Raw genomic sequence first — 18,980 nt, 5'->3', positions numbered from 1 at the left:
TCAGTCGCCCTCGTCCACGAGAACCGCGGCGCAGGCGTAGGGGAATGTCACCGACATCCTCCCGCCTGCGCCGCTTCCCGCTTCGATGGGCGCGTCGATGGTGACGACGCCGCGGACGGCACCGTTCTCGCTCCGTTCCAGCGAGGCGGTGCCGAGCGGAGCCGGATCGTCCTCGTCCGGCCGGCTCAGCTGGGCGATCGTCGTGCCCGCCGGCGGATCGTCGCCGAGGTCGAGGCTCGCGCCGTCCGCGGCGAGCGCGAGCCAGCCGCTGAACGCGCGCAGCGGCGGCTGCGGTGCGTGGATGACCAGGTTCATGGTGCTGCTCAGCTGCACGGGGATCTGCTCCCCCGGCTCATCCGATGGCAGGAGCACGGTCAGGATCATGCCGCCGCCGTCGGTCGCGGCGACCACGCCGATCGACAGGCCGCCTTCGTCGATCCCGCAGATCGAGGGGACGGAGTAGCCCTCGCCCTTCAGTTCGATCCCTCCGCCTGAGGCCGCGATCTCTCCTGCAGCGCCAGGTTCCAGCGTGGCCGTACAGCCCTGCATCCAGGGCGTGAGCACGGCTTTCACCGCCTGATACCCGTGCGCGAGAATCTCGAAACGGTAGAGGCCGGCGAACATCAGCACGAAGTCGAAGTCGCCGCTGGCGGTCAGCTCGTCGACGAACGCATACTCGCCAGCCGCCAACTGCTCGCGCAGCGCGTCGCAGCTCTGCGACGAGTACACGCTGATGATGCCGTTGTCCGCCCGCTCGGAGTAGCTGCCATCGTCCAGGTAGAGGCCCGGGAAGGCGACACGCAGCGCTTCCCCGCCGATGCCCGCACGGGCGCCCTGTGCCGCCGCCGGATCGGCCGAACGCGCGCCGTCTTCAGGCGCCGTCGCCGTACAGCCCGCCAGCGCGACGGCCAGCACGGCGGCAGCCGTGATTCTCAACATCCTGTTCTCATGAGCCATCGAAGTGCGACCCTCCTCCCGGGCAGCGGTCGTCGTGGTCGACCGCATACACAAGGCCCTTGAAGTTCCCGAACGGCCAGTGCTCGTCGGCGATCAGCAGCTCGACCCATCCGACATGCTTGCCATAGCGTCCGTCGCCGAGGGGATACACCACGAACGAGCCGATCCCGCTGTTCGCCTCCTCCGTGGGCCGGACATCGAGCAGCAGCGAAACCAGCGGCCCTTTCGGAGTGCTCACCAGCACTAGCGGGTTGTGCCTCAGCTCGCTGCCTGAAGCCTTGATATTCGTCTGCACCGCGGGAAGCGTATCCGGGAGCACGTCGCCGAAGCCGAAGAAGCCGAATCCTACGTTCGCCAGCTTCCCGCCCACGCTGATCTTCAGCTCGTCGTGCCCGCCGACGCCCGTGAACGGCCCCTCCGCGCCGGTGCAGCTGACCAGGTCGACATAGACACGCGGCATCGTGTAGGAGTAGGCCTCGACGGAGTCCTCCACCTTCGCCACCACAGCCTGAGAGGAGTGATAGGTCACCGGGATCTTGATCGACTCCTCCGGCAGCAGTTCGTCGATCACGCGATCCTTGATGAAGTCGATGGACTTCTCGAAGGCGGTCTTCGCCGCATTCGCCACGCTGAGCACATTGATCAGGTCGGAGACGCTGAACGGGAAGTCGTCCTTGGTGATCTTGACCGATACAGTCACGGCCGATGTCATCTCCGTGGCCTTCGAGCCCTTCGGTGGCGGGTTGTCCTCGACCGCGGGCTTCAGCGTCACTCGCGACCGCCCGTCGGCATCAGGGGTGGACTTGCGCAGGAACGCCTGCTGCGACGCCTTGACCGGCCGCAGGTGCCGACCACCGGCGATGTCGGTGCCGCTTCCGCTCATGTCCTGGTCGAGGTTCCACTTCACGTTCAGATCCGTGAGCGGACCGTTCTTCGGCACCTTCACGCCGGCCAGGGCGAAGCAGGTGATCTCCTTCTGCGGAATCGGCGAGTGGAAGTCGACCAGAGCGGTCAGATCGATGTTCTCGGCGGTGGAGCCGTCCTCGTGCTTGTAGTGCGTGCCGGGCTTGTCGCTGGTCACCTGCAGGCGCGTCCCGAGCAGCAGCAGCGCCGTGCTGATGTAGGCGCCGACCTTCTTGATCACCCCGACCCCCTTCTTCGCCGCAGTCACCCGCTTCGCCCACGGATGCGTCCCAGGCGCATCGTCCTCGAGTGCCATCAGCTGCTCCAGCTTCGTCTCGAAGGCCTTGGTGAGCGCGCCTTTGCTCACCTTCAGGCTCTCCTGCGACGCCTTCGGCAGCTCTTTCGCCTCCAGGACGGCCGAGATGGCGTCGCAGGCCTGGCCGAGACCCGACATCGGCACCGAGGCCGCCGGATGCCCTGGTGATCCCCCCGCGGGGCCGAGCGACTGCGCCGCATCCCCGGAGGCGTCATCCGCGGCATCCGTCACGTCCCCGATCATGTGCGCCAGCAGGATGATCAGTGCCAGGGCGTCGATCCCCTGCCCCTCGGCGGGCAGCCGCGCGCTGAACACCCGGCCCCGCTGCCCCGACAGCGCCCGTACCGTGGCGGCTGCCGAAGTCACCTCCGGCGGGTCGTCGGCGACCCTGCCCCACAGTGCGACCGTGCCGGCCAGCTGTTCCCAGGGCACCGGCCTGTCGACGGCGCCGACCAGCTCCAGGATGGCGCCGACGGTCTCGACCGGATAGGTCGATTCCTCGCGCACCGAACGGGTCAGGCCAGGAATCAGTTCGACGTACACCGGAAGCTCGTCGAATACCATCGTGTCCGGCATCGCGACGACGTCGCCATCGATGGTGACCAGCGGGATGCCGGCACGACGCAGCAACTCGGCGGTCGCCGCGACGGCCTGCACGGGATCGGCGCCCTCGCGCACGATCGACACGAGCGCGCCCGCCGCCTCGGCCGGATCGGACGGCAGACCCTCGCCGAGTCCGGTCAGCGCATCGGCGATGGCCCGCACCTCCGGGTAGCCGTCGTCCCCGACGCTCCCCTCCGACGTGCAGCCGCTGAGCAGCAGGCACACGGCGAGAGCACCGGCCAGCAGTCCGTGTCTCCGTCGATATGCCGCCATCCCGCCGCCTCCTCGAGTCCTGACCCGAGGCTAAGGAAGGACGCTCCGCACGGGCATCCGGATTCTGCGCCAACCTGCAGGCGACGCCCAGCTGCAGGCGATGCCCGGGCGGGAGATCAGCCCGCTGACGGCAGCGCGTCGATGGCCCGGATGAGGGCGAACAGAGAGCCCACGGCCCGCTGGCGGAGGTTCAGCACCAGCCGGGGCAGTTCGACCACGTCGCCGTCGGCGACCTCGGGCTCCAGCGGTCCGCTGCGCTCGATGCGCCCCTCGGCGCACATGTCGCCGAACCGCTCGTTCAGGGTTTGGATCTCGGCATCCGAGGGCTCGTGCACCAGCCGCAGCACCAGCCGGTCGTCGACCCAGCGCAGCGAGTCGTAGTTGCGCCAGAAGCCGGTGATGTCGGCGACGGCCTGCTCGACGGAGTCCGTGATGAGCACCCGGTCGAGATCGTTCGGGGAGATCACGCCGGCGGGCACGAGATGCTCGTCGACGAAGGTCTTCAGCCCGCTCCAGAAGGAGCCGCCGGGAGCATCGAGCAGCACGATCGGCATGGGCTCGGCCTTGCCGGTCTGCTGCAGGGTGAGCAGCTCGAACATCTCGTCCATCGTGCCGAAGCCGCCCGGCAGGCAGATGAAGCCGCGGGATTCCTTCATGAGCATGAGCTTGCGGGTGAAGAAGTACTTCATCGACACGATCTGGGCATCCTGCTCGACGATCGTCTCCGCGGGCTGCTCGAACGGCAGACGGATCGAGACGCCCAGCGACATCCTGGCGCCGGCGCCGTCGACGGCCGCCTGCATGATCCCCGGTCCGGCGCCGGTCACCACCATCCAGCCGTCTCCGGCCAGCTCGGCCGCGACGTCGCGCGCCTGGGTGTACAGCGGGTCGTCGTGCAGCGTGCGGGCGGAGCCGAAGACGGTGACCTTGGGAACGCGATGGAAGGGCTGGAACAGCCGGAACGCCTCGTGCATCTCGCTGAGCGCCGCCGAAGCGATCTTCAGGTCGAGCCGGTCGGTGCTCTCCCTGCCGAGCAGGAGCGCGGTCTGCAGCATCCGGGCGATGAGGCCGCGTTCGGCATGGATGCCGGCCCGGTCGAGCAGCGCCGTCAGTTCGTGCCGCAGATCATCCGTGAGGGTGCCATCGGTCATGCTCTCAGCCTGTCACAGCCGCGGGCTCGTCAGCGGATCAGTCGCGTCAGCGGGTCAGTCGCGTCAGCGGGTCAGTCGCGCCACGGCCTCCGCCGCAGACACGGTCTCGCGCTCGCCGGTCGCGCGATCCCACAGCTCGACCTGGCCCTCGGCGGCACCGCGCCCGACGATCACGATCTTCGGCACACCGACCAGCTCGGCGTCGCCGAACTTCACGCCGGGCGACACCTTCACGCGGTCGTCGTAGAGCACGTCCAGGCGGGCGCCCTCGAGCTGGTTCGCGATGTCCGAGGCTGTGTCGAAGGCGATCTGGTCGCGTCCGGCGGCGACGACGTGGACGTCGAACGGGGCGACGGATGCCGGCCAGATCAGGCCCTTGTCGTCGTTGTTCAGCTCGGCGATGATCGCGAGGATGCGGGTCACCCCGATGCCGTAGGAGCCCATCGTGACCGTGACGAGCTTGCCGTTCTGGTCGAGCACCTTCAGCCCCAGCGCCTCGGCGTACTTGCGCCCGAGCTGGAACACGTGACCGATCTCCATGCCGCGCGCGATCGAGACCGGGCCGGAGCCGTCGGGCGCCGGGTCGCCCTCGCGGACGTTCGCGATCTCGACGACGCCGTCGGCGACGAAATCGCGGCCGGCGACGACCGTGTGGGCGTGCTTCTCGTGGACATTGGCACCGGTGATCCAGCGCGTTCCGTCGGAGACCCGGGGATCGACGAGGTAGCGGATGCCGGTGGCGGACTGCTCGCCCAGGTGCGGGCCGTTCGGCGTCCAGGGTCCGATGTATCCCCGGACCAGCTTCCCGTCCCGGTCGCTGAGCTCGTCGAAGTGCGCGAAGTCGGCATCCGTGGCGGGTTCGACCTCGGCCGGCGCGAAGGCGACCTCGGCGCGCTTCAGGTCCACGTCGCGATCACCGGGGATGCCGACGATGACGAGCTCGCGGGTGCCGTCGAGATGGGTGAGCGCCAGCACGACGTTCTTCAGAGTGTCCGCGGCGGTGTAGTCGCCCTCGAGCACCGCGTTGGAGTGCGCCACGAGCGTGTCGATGGTGGGCGTGTCCGGCGAGTCGAACACGGTCGCCTCGCCGGCATCCTCCCAGCCGACCGGTGCCGGCGCGTGCGTGGTGTACGCCTCGACGTTCGCGGCGTAGCCGCCCGCACTGCGCACGAAGGTGTCCTCGCCGACGGGCGTCGGGTGCAGGAACTCCTCGCTGCGCGAGCCGCCCATCGCCCCGGCATCCGCCTGCACGATCACGTACTCGAGCCCGAGCCGCTGGAAGATGCGCTCGTAGGCGTCGCGCTGAGCCATGTAGCTGGCGTCCAGGCCCTCATCCGAGGCGTCGAAGGAATAGGCGTCCTTCATCGTGAACTCGCGTCCGCGCAGCAGACCGGCACGCGGCCGGGCCTCGTCGCGGTACTTGTCCTGGATCTGGAAGATCGTCAGCGGCAGGTCCTTGTACGAGGAGTAGAGGTCCTTCACGAGCAGCGTGAAGGCCTCTTCGTGCGTGGGTGCGAGCAGGTAGTCGCCGCCCTTGCGGTCCTGCAGCCGGAACAGCAGGTCGCCGTACTCCTCCCAGCGCCCCGTCTCCTCGTATGCCTCACGGGGCATGAGCGCGGGGAAGTGCACCTCCTGGGCGCCGGCGGCGGCCATCTCCTCGCGGACGACGGTCTCGATCTTGGACTTCACGCGCAGGCCCAGCGGCAGCCACGCGAAGATGCCGGCCGCCTGCGGCCGGATGTACCCGGCCCGGATCAGCAGCCGGTGGCTGGCGACCTCGGCGCCGGCAGGGTCTTCGCGGAGCGTGCGGAGGAAGAAGTTCGAGAGACGAGTGACCACGGGCCAAGTCTACTGACCCGTGGTCCCTCGTCCTGCCGCGGCGTCAGTTCAGGGCGCGGGTGCTCGCCGGGATCACGCCGTCGGCGTGCAGGTCGGTGGCGAGGTCCTGCACGGCGGTGAGCGCGACGCGCTGCACCATCGGGCCGTACGAGATCCGTGCGACGCCGAGCGCCTCGTACTCGGCCGCCTTCAGCGCGCCCGGCAGCCCGATGACGCTGACCTTGCCTGCGCCGATGCCGTCCACGAGCGTGCGGGTCGCGTCCGCGTCGAGCACGCCAGGCACGAACACGGCGGTCGCACCGGCATCCAGGAAGGCGCGGCCGCGCTCGACGGCATCCGCCAGCTTGTCCGCGAGCGGCTTCTCCCCGCCGCGCACGATCGCATCGGTGCGGGCGTTCAGCGCGAACGGGACGCCCTCCGCCTCCGCAGCCCGCACGATCGCCTCGACCTGCGCGACCGACTCGGCGAACGGCTTGAGCCTGTCCTCGATGTTCGCGCCGACGACGCCGGCGCCGATCGCCAGACGCGTGGTCTCGGCGGCGTCCCCGTACCCGTCGTCGAGGTCGGCGGTGACGGGGAGGTCGACGGATGCCGCGATGCGGCCGACCATGTCGATCATGAGCTCGCGCGGGATCTGGCCGTCGGCGTAGCCGAACGTCGCGGCGATCGAGTGCCCTGCGGTGGCGATGGCGCGGGTCTCGGGCAGCGCTGCGACGGCCTTGGCCGAGATGACGTCCCAGATGTTGACGACGCGGAGGATCTCGGGTGCGGCGTAGAGGTCGGTGAGGGTGCGGGCCTTGTCTGCGATGCTCATGACTCTCACGCTAGTGCCGATCGGGGACAGCGGCGCGCGGATGGCGGGGAATGACGCGCGGGAGGATTCCGGCGGCACGGCCCGCCTGCCGGAATAGGCTGGGCGTCATGCCTCAGCGTCGATCCCATGTCGCCCCGTCCGCCGAGCAGAGTGAGCTGGCCGCAGCGCTGGCGGCATTGCGCGCGAGCATCGACTCCCCCACGGAGTTCTCCCCCGAAGCGGTCACCGAGGCCGCCGCGGCGACACCGGAGACTCCTGACCTCGATCTGCGCGATGTCCCGTTCGTGACCCTCGACCCGGCGGGATCGAAGGATCTGGATCAGGCGCTGCACCTGGCGCGCGAGGGCACCGGATTCCAGGTGCGCTATGCCATCGCCGACGTGCCGGGCTTCGTGAAGGCGGGCGGTGCACTGGATGCCGAGGCACGTCAGCGCGGACAGACGCTGTACCTGGCCGACGGCAACATCCCCCTGCATCCGGAGGTGCTCTCCGAGGGGCGCGCCTCGCTGCTCGCGGGACAGGAACGACCCGCGCTGGTGTGGACGTTCAGGCTCGACTCGGCGGGTTCGGTGAGCGACTTCCGTCTCGAGCGGGCCCTGGTGCGCTCGCGCGCCCAGCTGGATTACTCCGCCGCCCAGACCGCGCTGCATGCCGGGGACGAGGGTCCGCTGTCGCTGCTGGGCGAGATCGGCGGGCTGCGCCAGCATCAGGAGCAGCAGCGCGGCGGCGCCAGCCTGAACCTCCCGGACGAGGAGGTCGTCCAGCGCGACGACGGCTCGTACGGCATCGAGCGACGACGTCCGCTGCCCATCGAGGACTGGAACGCTCAGCTGTCGCTGATGACGGGTATGGCCGCCGCAGAGCTGATGCTCCATGCGAAGGTCGGTGTGCTGCGCACCATGCCCGAGCCCGACGAGGAGGCGTTCGCGAGGTTCCGGCGGCAGACCAAGGCTCTCGGACGCCCGTGGAAGCACGGCAGATACGGCGACTATCTGCGCGAGCTGGACAAGAGCGACCCGATGACACTGCCGGTGCTGGAGCAGGCGGCGTCGCTGTTCCGCGGGGCGGGCTACCTGACCTTCGATGGTGCGGTGCCCGATGGCGGACTGGAGCAGGCCGCGATCGGTGCGCCTTACGCGCACGCGACCGCTCCCCTGCGCCGGCTGGTCGATCGCTGGTCGCTGGCGATCTGCGAGGCGGTGTCGCAAGGCCGGCCCGCACCGGAGTGGGCGCGGGAGTCGCTCCCTCAGCTCCCAGACCTCATGCAGCAGTCCGCGCAGCGGGCATCGACGCTGAACGCCGAGACGATCAATCGCGTCGAGGCGGCGCTGCTGCATCCGTTGGTCGGCAAACGCATCGAAGCGACCGTGATCGAGCTGCGGGGCGAATCCCGGGCTGCCGTGCAGATCGCGGAGCCGGCGGTCACCGCATCCGCTCCCGTGCCCGCTGATGCCAAGCCCGGCGAGAGCGTCACGCTCACTCTGGAGAGCGTCGACGTCGCCAAGGGCATCGCGACCTTCGCCGCATGAGCGAGCTACCCGGGCTCGACGCCGCCCAGGCGGCCTTCGACGCGTCATAACAGCGGAGATCTGCACGATTGCGGAGACTTTCAGCCCGGAGCATCCGAAACGCTGCAGATCTCCGTAGATCTGCACAGGACCGCGGGTCTCCGGCCGCCGCCATGCGCTGCTCTGCAGACCTGCGGCGCAATTCCGCGCCGGTACGCTGTCGAGGATGGACTATGCCGCCGTCACCGAACAATTCATCGCCGCGAACTTCCCTCGCGCGGACATCGCGATCGTCGCAGGCAGCACCTCGCGCGACGAGCGCACGGCGACCAGCGACATCGACCTGCTGCTCATCGGGGAGGCCCTGTTCGACGACGGGCGTACCAGTGCCGCCGCCACCTACTACTTCGAGGGCGAGATCTTCGAGGTGTTCGCGTACACGCCCTCGGGCTATGACGAGTGGGCCCAGCGTGATATCGAAAGACACCGGCCGGTCATCGTGCACATGCTGATCGAGGGGATCAGCATCCGACAGGATGCCTCGCTCGAGGCGCTCCGGGCTCGCTGGGGTGCCGTGCTGGAGGCGGGCCCGGAGCTGACGGAAGAGGAATCGAGGCTCCGCCGCTACATCATCACTGACGCGCTGGACGATCTGCGGGACGCATCCGACCCTCTGGAGCTCCAAGTGCTGGCATCCGCTCTGTTCGAGCGCACCGCCGAACTGATCCTGCTCGAGGCAGGTCACTGGATCGGCACTGGGAAATGGCTTCCTCGCCGTCTGCGAGTCTTCGATTCCGAACGCACCGAGCAGCTCACGACGCCGCTGCTCCGCGATGACTATGCCGCCTTCGCCGACCGGGTGGAAGCAGAACTGGTGCGAGCCGGTGGTCGCGTGCAGGCGGGCTTCGTGCGATGACGCGCATCGTCGAGAAGGTGGTCTGCTATGTGGTGGCCGACGAGCATCTGCTGGTGTTCACGCACGATCACGTCCCACTGACGGTGGCCGGCGTGCAGGTACCCGCAGGCACGATCCGCGACGGCGAGGAGCCGGCGGATGCCGCGGTGCGCGAGCTGCAAGAGGAGACGGGGCAGCACGGGAGGGTCGTGCGCGCCCTGGGTACGGCGGACTACGACCTCGCGCCCGCACGGGACGAGATCGCCCGCCGGCACTTCTTCGAGCTGAGAGTGGATGCCTTCGACCCGACCGCCCGGTGGCAGGCCGGCGAGACGGATCCCGCTGACGGTGGCGCGCCGCACAGCTGGACCTGCTGGTGGCTTCCTCTGAAGGACGCTCATGTGCTCGCCGCCGGGCTCGGCGCGGCGCTGGGTTCGCTGGTGGCAACCTTCGACGCGTCATAACCGCGGAGAAATGCACAATCGCGGAGCCATTCGGCTTCCGGGATCCGCGCTGCCGCAGATCTCCGCCGTTCTGTCACGCAGACGCAGCTGCGAGGCGCTCAGGCGGGGACGACCGTGGTCGTCATCACCAGCAGCTGAGGGTCGCTCAGCTGCAGCGACACCGTGATCGTGGCGAACTCCGCCAGCGAGCGCACGTGGGTGCCGCCGCAGAGGAAGCCGACCTCGCCCTCGGGCAGCACGCACCGCCAGGTGCGTCGGTCCACGATGCTGCGCCCTTCCGCATCGATGCGGCTCTCACCGCCCGAGGCGACCCAGCCCGCGAGCAGCTCGTTGATCCGCGCTTCGCGCGCGGCGAGTGAGGCGGCGAATCCCTCGGAGTCGAAACCCGCCTTGCGCAGGCTCTTGCCCAGTCGGTACTCGTCGACGCTGCCGTCCGGGTGGATGAGGCTGGTCTGGTTCGCCCGTCCCTCGAAGTCGGGATGCCCGAGCGGGTCGACGCCGATCTCCTTGCGCCACAGGTCGGCGAGCGCGGCGTCCAGCGCCAGCGAAGCGAGATGGCAGGCCGTGTGACCGCGGCTCAGCCCGGCCCGGCGTGCGGCATCCACCTCGAGACGCGCGGATGCCCCTGCGACGACGGATCCCGGGATCTCTCCGTCCACGCGATGGCCGACCAGCCACGTCCACCCGTCCGCGCCGCGCTTGACCGGGATGTCGGTGCCGATCGCCAACTCGCCCTCATCGCTGACAGCGGCCATCACCGCCTCGGAGACGTCGAGCACGACGTCGGAGACGGTGATCGTCCCGCTGTCCCCCGGCTGATCGGGCCAGGTGTGATCGACCGGGTGGAACGGCGTCGCGTCCACCACGACCACCGCCCGCTCGCGGTCGACGATCAGCACATCGCCCTCACCGGTCAGAGAGCCATCGGGGAACGTCACGCGCGTGGACTGCATGCTCCCACGCTACGCGACCGAGGGGCTGGACGACGATGCGACCAGCGGCCGCGGAGCCTGCGGAGGTCTAGTGGCTCGGCGGGATCGTGAAGCTCACGAGCCTGTCGCCGCGGACGACGAACACGCCCGTCGACTCCCCGTTGAAGACGTTGCTGCGCCAGCCGAAGCGGATGCTGGTGGTGGCGCCCGCAGTCTCGGCCGAGAGCACCGTCATCCGCGCGCCGGCGCCGATAGCGTCGCTGTCCGCCCAGGAGCGGATCCCCTCCGGGCCGGACCTCACCGTCCCCCAGTCGTCGACGAAGCCGTCGGCCGTGAACGCCGCGACGAACGCCTCGGTGTCGGCGGCGTTGATGGCGTCGACCATCGCCTGGACGGGCGCGGGAAGATCTGCAGCGGGCATCGGTGCCTCCTCGGTTCGAGCCGGGTCGAGTCCGGCATCCGGAGGCCGAGCGTAACCCGGGAGTGCCTCCGAGACCAGCCCCTGACCCCTGGGATCCGTCAGGCGGTGATGACCTGGGCGGTGCCGACCGCGGCATCCGGACCCATCTCGGCCGCGATGCGGTTCGCCTCCTCGATCAGGGTCGCGACGATCTCGGCTTCGGGCACGGTCTTGATGACCTCGCCCTTCACGAAGATCTGCCCCTTGCCGTTTCCGGATGCCACGCCCAGATCGGCCTCGCGCGCCTCACCCGGCCCGTTCACGACGCAGCCCATCACCGCGACGCGCAGCGGCACGGTCATGCCCTTCAGTCCCTCGGTCACGGAATCGGCGAGCGAGTACACGTCCACCTGTGCGCGACCGCAGGACGGGCAGGAGACGATCTCGAGCTTACGCTCGCGCAGGTTCAGCGACTGCAGGATCTGGTGGCCGACCTTGACCTCCTCGGCAGGCGGCGCCGAAAGCGAGACGCGGATCGTGTCGCCGATTCCCTCGCCGAGCAGGATGCCGAAGGCCGTGGCGCTCTTGATGGTGCCCTGGAATGCCGGGCCCGCCTCGGTCACGCCGAGGTGCAGCGGCCAGTCACCGCGCTCGGCCAGCTGACGGTACGCCTTGACCATCACGACGGGATCGTTGTGCTTGACCGAGATCTTGAAGTCATGGAAGTCGTGCTCCTCGAACAGCGATGCCTCCCACACGGCGCTCTCCACGAGCGCCTCGGGCGTGGCCTTGCCGTACTTCTCCAGCAGGCGCCGATCCAGCGACCCGGCGTTCACGCCGATGCGCAGCGACACCCCGGCCGCCTGCGCGGCCTTCGCGATGGCGCCGACCTGGTCATCGAACTTGCGGATGTTCCCCGGGTTGACGCGCACGGCCGCGCACCCCGCGTCGATCGCCTGGAAGACGTACTTCGGCTGGAAGTGGATGTCGGCGATCACCGGGATCTGACTCTTCTGCGCAATGATGTGCAGTACGTCCGCGTCGTCCTGCGAGGGCACGGCCACGCGCACGATCTCGCAGCCGGACGCCGTCAGCTCGGCGATCTGCTGCAGCGTCCCGTTGATGTCGGTGGTCTTCGTCGTGGTCATGGACTGCACGCTGACGGGTGCGTCACCGCCGACGAGAACCTTGCCGACCCGGATCTGACGGGACTTGCGGCGAGGGGCGAGGACTTCGGGGACGCGCGGCATCCCAAGGTTCACTGCTGGCACCCGTCAAGGCTACCGCCGCTTGATCGATGCGGGCTGGACAGCCGCACGTCCGCCCGCCGATAATGGCAGCCGATCCGGAGGGCGAAGGCATGCGCGAGGAACTGATGCAGCAGTGGCGGGAGGCGACGGGTCCGCAGACACCCGGCTGGGACTTCTCCGCTCTCGACGCCGTGATGAGCGAGGATCCGGCTCCCTGGGATCTCGATGCGGAATACCGTGCGGCCCTGGCGGGTGCCGCGCATGTGCTCGATATGGGCACGGGAGGCGGTGAGCACCTGCTGCGGTTCGCCTCCGCGCTGCCCGCAGACACCACGGCGACCGAGGGCTGGGCGCCGAACGTGCCCGTCGCCAGAAGCGCGCTCGCCGACATCGGCGTCCCTGTGGTCGAGTTCGGCGCGCCCGACGACGACCCGGACTCCGTCGCGATGCCCTTCCCCGACGAGCGGTTCGATCTGGTGCTCAACCGGCATGAGAGCTATTCGCCGGGAGAGGTTGCGCGCGTGCTGATGCCGGGAGGTGTGCTGCTCACCCAGCAAGTCGGCAGCGGAGAGCTGCACGAGCTGCACGAGCTGCTCGATTGGGAGCCGGTCGATCTGGATGTCACGCTGGAGCGCTTCGCCGCCGAGGCGGAGGCGGCCGGCCTGGTCATCGAGCGCGCGGACCGCTTCGAGGGAAGCTATCGCTTCGCCGACGTGACCGCGCTCATCCGGTATCTGCGCAAGGTGCCGTGGGACGCCCCGGCCGACTTCTCCGTCGAGCGCCACGCCGATGCGCTGCTGCGCCTGCACGAGCAGAACGACGGAGAACTCGCACTGACGCTGCGGCGATTCCGCCTGTGCGCGCGACGCCCGCTCTGAGGCCCGGTCTGAGTCGTGGCTCTGCTGAACGGCCGCCGACCGGATGCTCGTAGGCTGGACCCATGGCCACGATCCTGCTGACCGGATTCGCCCCGTTCGACGGCGCGGATCGTAATCCGTCGGCGGATGCCGTCGACGCCGTCGCTGCGGGCTACGACGGTCTGCATCGACTGATCAGCGCCGTTCTGCCCGTATCGTTCGCGGGCGCCGCAGCGCGGCTGCGCGCGCTGATCGCGGAGCACGACCCGGATGCCGTGATCGCGACCGGGTTGGCCGGCGGCAGCGATCGAGTCGCCGTGGAGCGCGTCGGCGTGAACCTGATGGATGCCTGCATCCCGGATGACGACGGTGAGCAGCCGGTCGACGTGCCCAGCGAGCCCGACGGCCCCGCCGCGCGCTTCGCGACTCTCCCTGTCAAGCGAATCGTCGGAGTGCTGGAAGAGGCCGGGATTCCCGTGCGCGCATCGCTGTCGGCGGGCTCGTACGTGTGCAACCACGTGCTGTACACCGCGCTTGGGGCATCCCACCCCGACGTGCCGACGGGCTTCGTGCACCTGCCGTGGACGCCGGCGACCGCGCCCGAGGACGCGCCGAGTCTGTCGGAGGGGGAGCTCGCACGCGCGGTGCGCCTGATCGTGGACCACGCCTTCGATCCCGATGACTTGCGGCCGGGCGGCAGCATCTGGTGATGTCACGCCGAACGGCGGGTCGTTCCTGATGTGGTACTTTCACGGTATGTCCGCGACCCGCACCTGGTGGCCCGCCTTCTAGGCGGTGTTTCGCGTACCCACGAGAACACGACCGCCTTCCGGGGCGGTCTTTTTCGTTCTCCGCACCGGATTCCCAGAACCTGGAGACACCGATGACCGACCTGCCCCGCCGCATCCGCGATCTGGCCGCCGACCGCGATGCGTCCTTCGTGCTGATAGCCCGAGACGGTCGCGCCGAGCTGCTCACGGGTGAGGTCGTCGACGTCGAGGCGCTGGCGGACATCCCCCTGAACGGCCCGTCCGGACCGCGCGAGGTGTTCGCGATGGTGCCCTACCGGCAGGTGCGCGAGCGCGGCTTCGAGGCTCAGGACGACGGCACTCCCCTGCGCTGCCTGCTCGTCGACGATCACGAGACGCTGGATGCCGGGCTGCTGCGCGCTGCGCTCCCCGGCACATCCATCGACCTGCGCGGCGGCGGCTTCGACATCTCGGATGCGGAGTACGCCGGAATCGTGGAGCAGGTGATCGCCGAGGAGATCGGCCTGGGCCAGGGTGCGAACTTCGTCATCCGCCGCGACTACCGCGCCGCCTTCGAATGCGACGACCGCACCGCTGCGCTCACGTGGTTCCGCGCCCTGCTGGAGCACGAGCGCGGAGCCTACTGGACCTTCGCCGTGATCACGCCGGGGCACATCGCGGTGGGCGCGAGTCCCGAGGCGCACGTCGTCGCCCGAGACGGCATCGTCACCATGAACCCCATCTCGGGCACCTTCCGCCACCCCGCCGGAGGTGCGACCCGCGAGTCGCTGACCGAGTTCCTCTCCTCCACGAAAGAGACCGAGGAACTGTTCATGGTCGTCGACGAGGAGCTCAAGATGATGAGCCAGGTCTGCTCGGACGGCGGACGCATCACCGGGCCGCATCTGAAGGAGATGTCGCGGCTCACGCACACCGAGTACATGCTGCGCGGCCGCAGCCGCCTCGACCCGCGCGACATCCTCCGCGAGACGATGTTCGCACCCACCGTCACCGGCTCCCCCATGCAGAACGCGTGCGCGGTGATCCGCCGCCACGAGCGCACGCCGCGCGGCTACTACTCGGGCGTCGCCGCGCTGTTCACGCCCAATGCCGACGGCGGTCACGACCTGGACGCCCCGATCCTGATCCGCACCGTGTACCTGGACCGGGGTCACCTGCGTGTGCCGGTCGGCGCCACGCTGGTGCGCCACTCCGACCCGCTCGGCGAGGTCAGCGAGACGCACGGCAAGGCGGCAGGGGTGCTCGGCGCGATCGGCGCCATCGAGCGCGACCACGCCGCGGAGGCCCGTGACGATGACGCCCCCGCGCCTGCTCGGCTCGCCGACGACCCCGACGTGGCAGCCCTGCTGGCATCGCGCAACACCCGCCTGGCCGACTTCTGGATGCAGCCGCAGGACGCGCATCCCGGCGGCCGCTTCGCCGGGCGCAGCGCGCTCGTCGTCGACGCCGAGGATCGCTTCACCACGATGCTCGCGCACCAGCTGCGCCACCTCGGATTCCAGGTGGAGATCGCCGGATGGGATGTCGTGACCGACGAAGCGGCCGACGCCGCCGACCTGCTGGTCTCCGGCCCCGGGCCGGGAGATCCGCGAGACGACTCCTCCGACCGCATCACCCGCATGCAGCAGATCGTCGCGCGGCGCCGGGCCGCCGGCGGGCCCCTGCTGGCCGTGTGCCTGAGTCACCAGATCCTCGCGGACAGCCTCGGCATCGAGCTGGTGCCGCTGGAGTCACCGCACCAGGGCGTGCAGAAGGTCGTGCCGGTGTTCGAGCACGATGCGTCGATCGGCTTCTACAACACCTTCACGGCGCGGGTCTCGCCAGGCACGACGCGCGTCGGCGGTGCGGAGGTGTCGGCGGATGCTGCGAGCGGCGATGTGTACGCGCTGCGCGGCGAGCGCTTCGCCTCGGTGCAGGGGCACCTGGAGTCGATCCTGTCACGCGACGGCATCGCGACGCTGGAGCGCCTCACGGCACACGCGCTCAGCTGAGCCCGTCGAAACGCATCCGACCCGACGTCAGCCCAGCAGGTTCATCGGCTTGACGATGTCGGCGATGATGAGCAGCGCGCCCATGGCGATCAGCACCACGGCGACGACGACGGTGATCGGCACCAGGCGCGTGGCATCCGCGGGTGCGGGCCCGGGCCGTCCGGTCGCCTTCGCCCAGAGCCGCTTGATCCCCTCCCACAGCGCGACCACCACGTGACCGCCGTCCAGCGGCAGTAGCGGGATGAGGTTGAACACGAACAGCGCGATGTTCAACGCCGCGAGCAGGTTCAGCAGCACCGCCAGGCGGTTCAGCACCGGGGCATCCGTCGCCGCGACCTCACCGGCGATCCTGCCCACGCCGACCACGCTGAGCGGACCGTTCGGGTCGCGCTCCGACCCGGTGATCAGCGCCTCGGCGACGTTCCACAGCTTGGCCGGCAGGTTCAGGATCAGCGAGGTGACCCCGCCGACCTGCTGCATGGCGAGCTCGGCGCCGGTGCCGAGCGGCTGGCGCGCGTACTCCAGCTGCGCGGTGATCCCCGCGTAGCCGACGCTGTGCGTGACCGGGGTGCCGCCCTTGTCGGTGACGGGTCTGCCGTTCGCATCCACCTGGCCACGCTCGGCGGCCACCGGCGTGAGCTGCAGGGTGACGTCCTGTCCCGCCCGGTTCACCACTACGTCCAGCGTGCGTCCGGGCGAAGCCTGGATGGTCTGCGACGCGGCCGCGAACGTGGCCACGGGCTCGCCGTCGATGCTGACCAGGATGTCACCCGGCTGGAAACCGGCCTCGGCGGCGGGAGCGGCAGGATCGTCGGCCGTGCACTCCTGCTGCGTCGCCGTGGCCGGCACCACGCACTCGCTGATCGCGGAGATGGTCGTGCTGGCCTGCTGGATGCCGATTCCGGATGCCATCAGGGTGAACAGCACGATCGCGAGCACCAGGTTCATGGCCGGACCGCCGAGCATGACGATCACGCGTTTGAACACCGGCAGCCGGTAGAAGACGCGCTCCTCCTCGCCCTCGGCGATCGTCTCATCGTTGGCGGTGCGGGCATCCTGCACGAGAGCGGCGAAGAGCCCCTTCGCCGGCCCGCTGTTCGCCGAGGGCGGGTACATGCCGGACATGGAGATGAAGCCGCCCACCGGCAGCGCCTTGAAGCCGTACTCCGTCTCGCCGATGCGCTTGGACCACAGCCGCGGGCCGAACCCGATCATGTACTGGCCCACGCGCACGCCGAACAGCTTGGCGGGCACCAGATGGCCCGCCTCGTGCAGCCCGATCGAGACGCCGAGACCGACGAGCATGAACAGGATGCCGCCCAGATACAGCAGGATCTCCACCCTGCAACGCTAGTGCCCGCAGGCGAGGAATCGGCTGAGTCCGGCCCGCTCGGCGGAGAGGATCCGACAGCAGCGCGTGAGATCATTGACGGGATATGACCACGACATCCCTGCCACCCGTGCTCCGTCCCGCCGACCCGCCCCGTCGTGCGCTGACCGAGCTCGCAGACCGCTTCGCGCAGGAGGTCCGCGGCGATCTCGCGGGCGTCCAGCTGAGCGGCATCACTCTCGCCACCGCCGATCTGCGAGCGGGTGAGGCCTTCGTCGCCATCCAGGGGGTGAACCGGCACGGAGCGGAGTTCGCGCAGGCGGCAGCCGACCAGGGCGCAGTCGCGGTGATCACCGACGCCGCGGGCGCCGATATCGCTGCCGCCACCGGCCTTCCGATCATCATCGTCGCCGACCCGCGCGCGGTGCTCGGCGATCTCAGCGCGTGGGTCTACGGCACCGAGCCGACCGATCCCCTGCCGCTGCTGTTCGGGACGACCGGGACGAATGGCAAGACCAGCGTGTCGCACCTGCTGCAGGGCATCCTCGACCAGCTCGACGTCGTGTCCGGCCTGTCATCGACCGCCGAGCGGCACATCGCCGGCGAAGTGATCGTCTCGCGGCTGACCACGCCCGAGGCATCCGAGTTCCATGCGCTCCTCGCCCTGATGCGCGAGCGCGCGGTCGAGGCCGTCGCGGTGGAGGTCAGCGCGCAGGCCCTCACGCGCCACCGCGTGGACGGAATCGTGTTCGACGTCGCCGGGTTCACCAACCTCTCGCACGACCACCTGGACGACTACGCCGACATGGAGGAGTACTTCCAGGCCAAGCTTCCGCTGTTCACCCCGGAGCGCGCGCGTCGTGGCGTGATCAGCCTGGACTCGGCGTACAGCCCACGAGTGGTCCAGGCCGCCGGCATCCCGATCGTCACCGTCGGCACGCCCTCGATCGCCGCCGATCCGCAGGCCGCCGCCGCGGCCGACTGGGTCGTCTCGATCGTGGACGAGAAGCAGGCCGGCACGGTGTTCACCCTCACCGGCCGCGACGGGCGCTCACTGACGACCATGGTTCCGGTGATCGGCCAGCACATGGCCGCCAACGCCGGACTCGCTATCGTGATGCTGCTGGAAGGCGGCTACGCCTGGGACCGCATGGTCGCGGCGTTCGAGCGCGACGGGCAGATCCTGGCATACCTGCCCGGCCGCACCCAGTTCATCTCCGGCGAGACCGGACCCGCTGTGTACGTCGACTTCGGGCACTCTCCGGATGCCTTCGAGAAGACCCTCGCCGCGGTCCGTCGCGTCACGCCAGGGAGGGTGCTCATGCTGTTCGGCGCCGACGGCGACCGCGACGCCACCAAGCGGTACGACATGGCGCGCACGGCCGTGGAGGGCAGCGACATCCTCGTCGTCACCGATCACCACCCGCGCTTCGAGGACCCGGATTCCATCCGCGCGACGCTCGTGGCGGGTGCACGGAGGGCGCGGCCGGATGCCGAGATCCACGAGTACTCCCCGCCGGAGAAGGCCATCGTCGCCGCGATCGGCATGGTCGGCGACGGGGATGCCATCCTGTGGGCGGGTCCCGGACATCAGGACTACCGCGACATCCGCGGCGTGCGCACCCCGTACTCGGCGCGTGAGCTCGCCCGGCGCGCGCTCATCGCCGCCGGCTGGCCCGCCCCCGACTCGCACTGGCCGGTCCCGTACGACGACCGCGTCTGAGCCG

The 18,980-nt window shown here is 69.6% G+C and carries 16 protein-coding genes; 7 read left to right on the top strand and 9 right to left on the bottom strand.

Features of this window, described 5'->3' with window-relative positions; all coding sequences use genetic code 11:
• From Q9R19_RS04590 to Q9R19_RS04570, 5 genes are all read right to left on the bottom strand, one after another.
• Positions 1–939 carry a hypothetical protein gene (locus tag Q9R19_RS04590; RefSeq protein ID WP_311255155.1) on the bottom strand — a complete coding sequence of 313 codons (939 nt, stop codon included), beginning with the start codon at positions 937–939 and terminating at the stop codon, positions 1–3.
• Between the two features lie 7 nt (positions 940–946).
• Positions 947–3,052 (bottom strand): hypothetical protein, encoded by a 2,106-nt coding sequence (locus Q9R19_RS04585; protein WP_311255154.1) that lies wholly within the window; start codon positions 3,050–3,052, stop codon positions 947–949.
• A gap of 116 nt (positions 3,053–3,168) precedes the next feature.
• A complete protein-coding gene (locus Q9R19_RS04580; RefSeq protein ID WP_311255153.1) occupies positions 3,169–4,203 on the bottom strand; it encodes a TIGR00730 family Rossman fold protein in 1,035 nt (344 codons plus the stop codon).
• A 63-nt stretch (positions 4,204–4,266) separates the two neighbouring features.
• Complete coding sequence (locus Q9R19_RS04575) at positions 4,267–6,042, bottom strand: proline--tRNA ligase (RefSeq protein ID WP_311255152.1); 1,776 nt, start codon at positions 6,040–6,042, stop codon at positions 4,267–4,269.
• Between the two features lie 43 nt (positions 6,043–6,085).
• Complete coding sequence (locus Q9R19_RS04570) at positions 6,086–6,856, bottom strand: isocitrate lyase/phosphoenolpyruvate mutase family protein (protein WP_311255151.1); 771 nt, start codon at positions 6,854–6,856, stop codon at positions 6,086–6,088.
• A gap of 107 nt (positions 6,857–6,963) precedes the next feature.
• On the opposite strand from Q9R19_RS04570, the gene Q9R19_RS04565 reads away from it, so the two are divergent.
• The 3 genes from Q9R19_RS04565 to Q9R19_RS04555 all read left to right on the top strand — a co-directional run bounded on the left by Q9R19_RS04565 (position 6,964) and on the right by Q9R19_RS04555 (position 9,723).
• Positions 6,964–8,385 carry an RNB domain-containing ribonuclease gene (locus tag Q9R19_RS04565; protein WP_311255150.1) on the top strand — a complete coding sequence of 474 codons (1,422 nt, stop codon included), beginning with the start codon at positions 6,964–6,966 and terminating at the stop codon, positions 8,383–8,385.
• Between the two features lie 205 nt (positions 8,386–8,590).
• A complete protein-coding gene (locus tag Q9R19_RS04560; protein WP_311255149.1) occupies positions 8,591–9,280 on the top strand; it encodes a hypothetical protein in 690 nt (229 codons plus the stop codon).
• Positions 9,277–9,723, top strand: coding sequence for an NUDIX domain-containing protein (locus Q9R19_RS04555; protein ID WP_311255148.1), 447 nt, complete (start codon positions 9,277–9,279; stop codon positions 9,721–9,723). The genes Q9R19_RS04560 and Q9R19_RS04555 overlap by 4 nt, the downstream gene beginning before the upstream one ends.
• A 98-nt stretch (positions 9,724–9,821) precedes the next feature.
• On the opposite strand, the gene Q9R19_RS04550 is transcribed toward Q9R19_RS04555, so the two are convergent.
• The 3 genes from Q9R19_RS04550 to ispG form a co-directional block, all read right to left on the bottom strand.
• Positions 9,822–10,676 (bottom strand): hypothetical protein, encoded by an 855-nt coding sequence (locus Q9R19_RS04550; RefSeq protein ID WP_311255147.1) that lies wholly within the window; start codon positions 10,674–10,676, stop codon positions 9,822–9,824.
• Positions 10,677–10,743: 67 nt separating this feature from the next.
• On the bottom strand, positions 10,744–11,076 hold the full coding sequence (locus Q9R19_RS04545; RefSeq protein WP_311255146.1) for a nuclear transport factor 2 family protein: 333 nt from the start codon (positions 11,074–11,076) through the stop codon (positions 10,744–10,746).
• A 98-nt stretch (positions 11,077–11,174) separates the two neighbouring features.
• Positions 11,175–12,305 carry a flavodoxin-dependent (E)-4-hydroxy-3-methylbut-2-enyl-diphosphate synthase gene (ispG, locus tag Q9R19_RS04540; protein ID WP_311255872.1) on the bottom strand — a complete coding sequence of 377 codons (1,131 nt, stop codon included), beginning with the start codon at positions 12,303–12,305 and terminating at the stop codon, positions 11,175–11,177.
• Between the two features lie 110 nt (positions 12,306–12,415).
• Between ispG and Q9R19_RS04535 the strand changes: the two genes are divergently transcribed.
• The 3 genes from Q9R19_RS04535 to Q9R19_RS04525 all read left to right on the top strand — a co-directional run bounded on the left by Q9R19_RS04535 (position 12,416) and on the right by Q9R19_RS04525 (position 15,923).
• Positions 12,416–13,183: a methyltransferase domain-containing protein gene (locus Q9R19_RS04535; RefSeq protein WP_311255145.1), complete on the top strand. Its 768-nt coding sequence runs from the start codon at positions 12,416–12,418 to the stop codon at positions 13,181–13,183.
• 62 nt (positions 13,184–13,245) lie between these two features.
• Positions 13,246–13,872 (top strand): pyroglutamyl-peptidase I, encoded by a 627-nt coding sequence (locus Q9R19_RS04530; protein ID WP_311255144.1) that lies wholly within the window; start codon positions 13,246–13,248, stop codon positions 13,870–13,872.
• Between the two features lie 173 nt (positions 13,873–14,045).
• Positions 14,046–15,923: a chorismate-binding protein gene (locus Q9R19_RS04525; RefSeq protein WP_311255143.1), complete on the top strand. Its 1,878-nt coding sequence runs from the start codon at positions 14,046–14,048 to the stop codon at positions 15,921–15,923.
• 27 nt (positions 15,924–15,950) lie between these two features.
• Here Q9R19_RS04525 and Q9R19_RS04520 read toward each other — a convergent pair whose 3' ends face one another.
• Positions 15,951–17,264 (bottom strand): site-2 protease family protein, encoded by a 1,314-nt coding sequence (locus Q9R19_RS04520; protein WP_311255142.1) that lies wholly within the window; start codon positions 17,262–17,264, stop codon positions 15,951–15,953.
• Positions 17,265–17,359: 95 nt separating this feature from the next.
• Between Q9R19_RS04520 and Q9R19_RS04515 the strand changes: the two genes are divergently transcribed.
• Positions 17,360–18,976 carry a UDP-N-acetylmuramoyl-L-alanyl-D-glutamate--2,6-diaminopimelate ligase gene (locus Q9R19_RS04515; RefSeq protein ID WP_311255141.1) on the top strand — a complete coding sequence of 539 codons (1,617 nt, stop codon included), beginning with the start codon at positions 17,360–17,362 and terminating at the stop codon, positions 18,974–18,976.
• The last annotated feature ends 4 nt before the right edge of the window (positions 18,977–18,980 follow it).

It is taken from the genome of Microbacterium sp. ARD32 (genome assembly GCF_031844385.1).
Lineage (GTDB): Bacteria > Actinomycetota > Actinomycetes > Actinomycetales > Microbacteriaceae > Microbacterium.
This window is presented reverse-complemented; position numbering and strand designations above follow the sequence as displayed.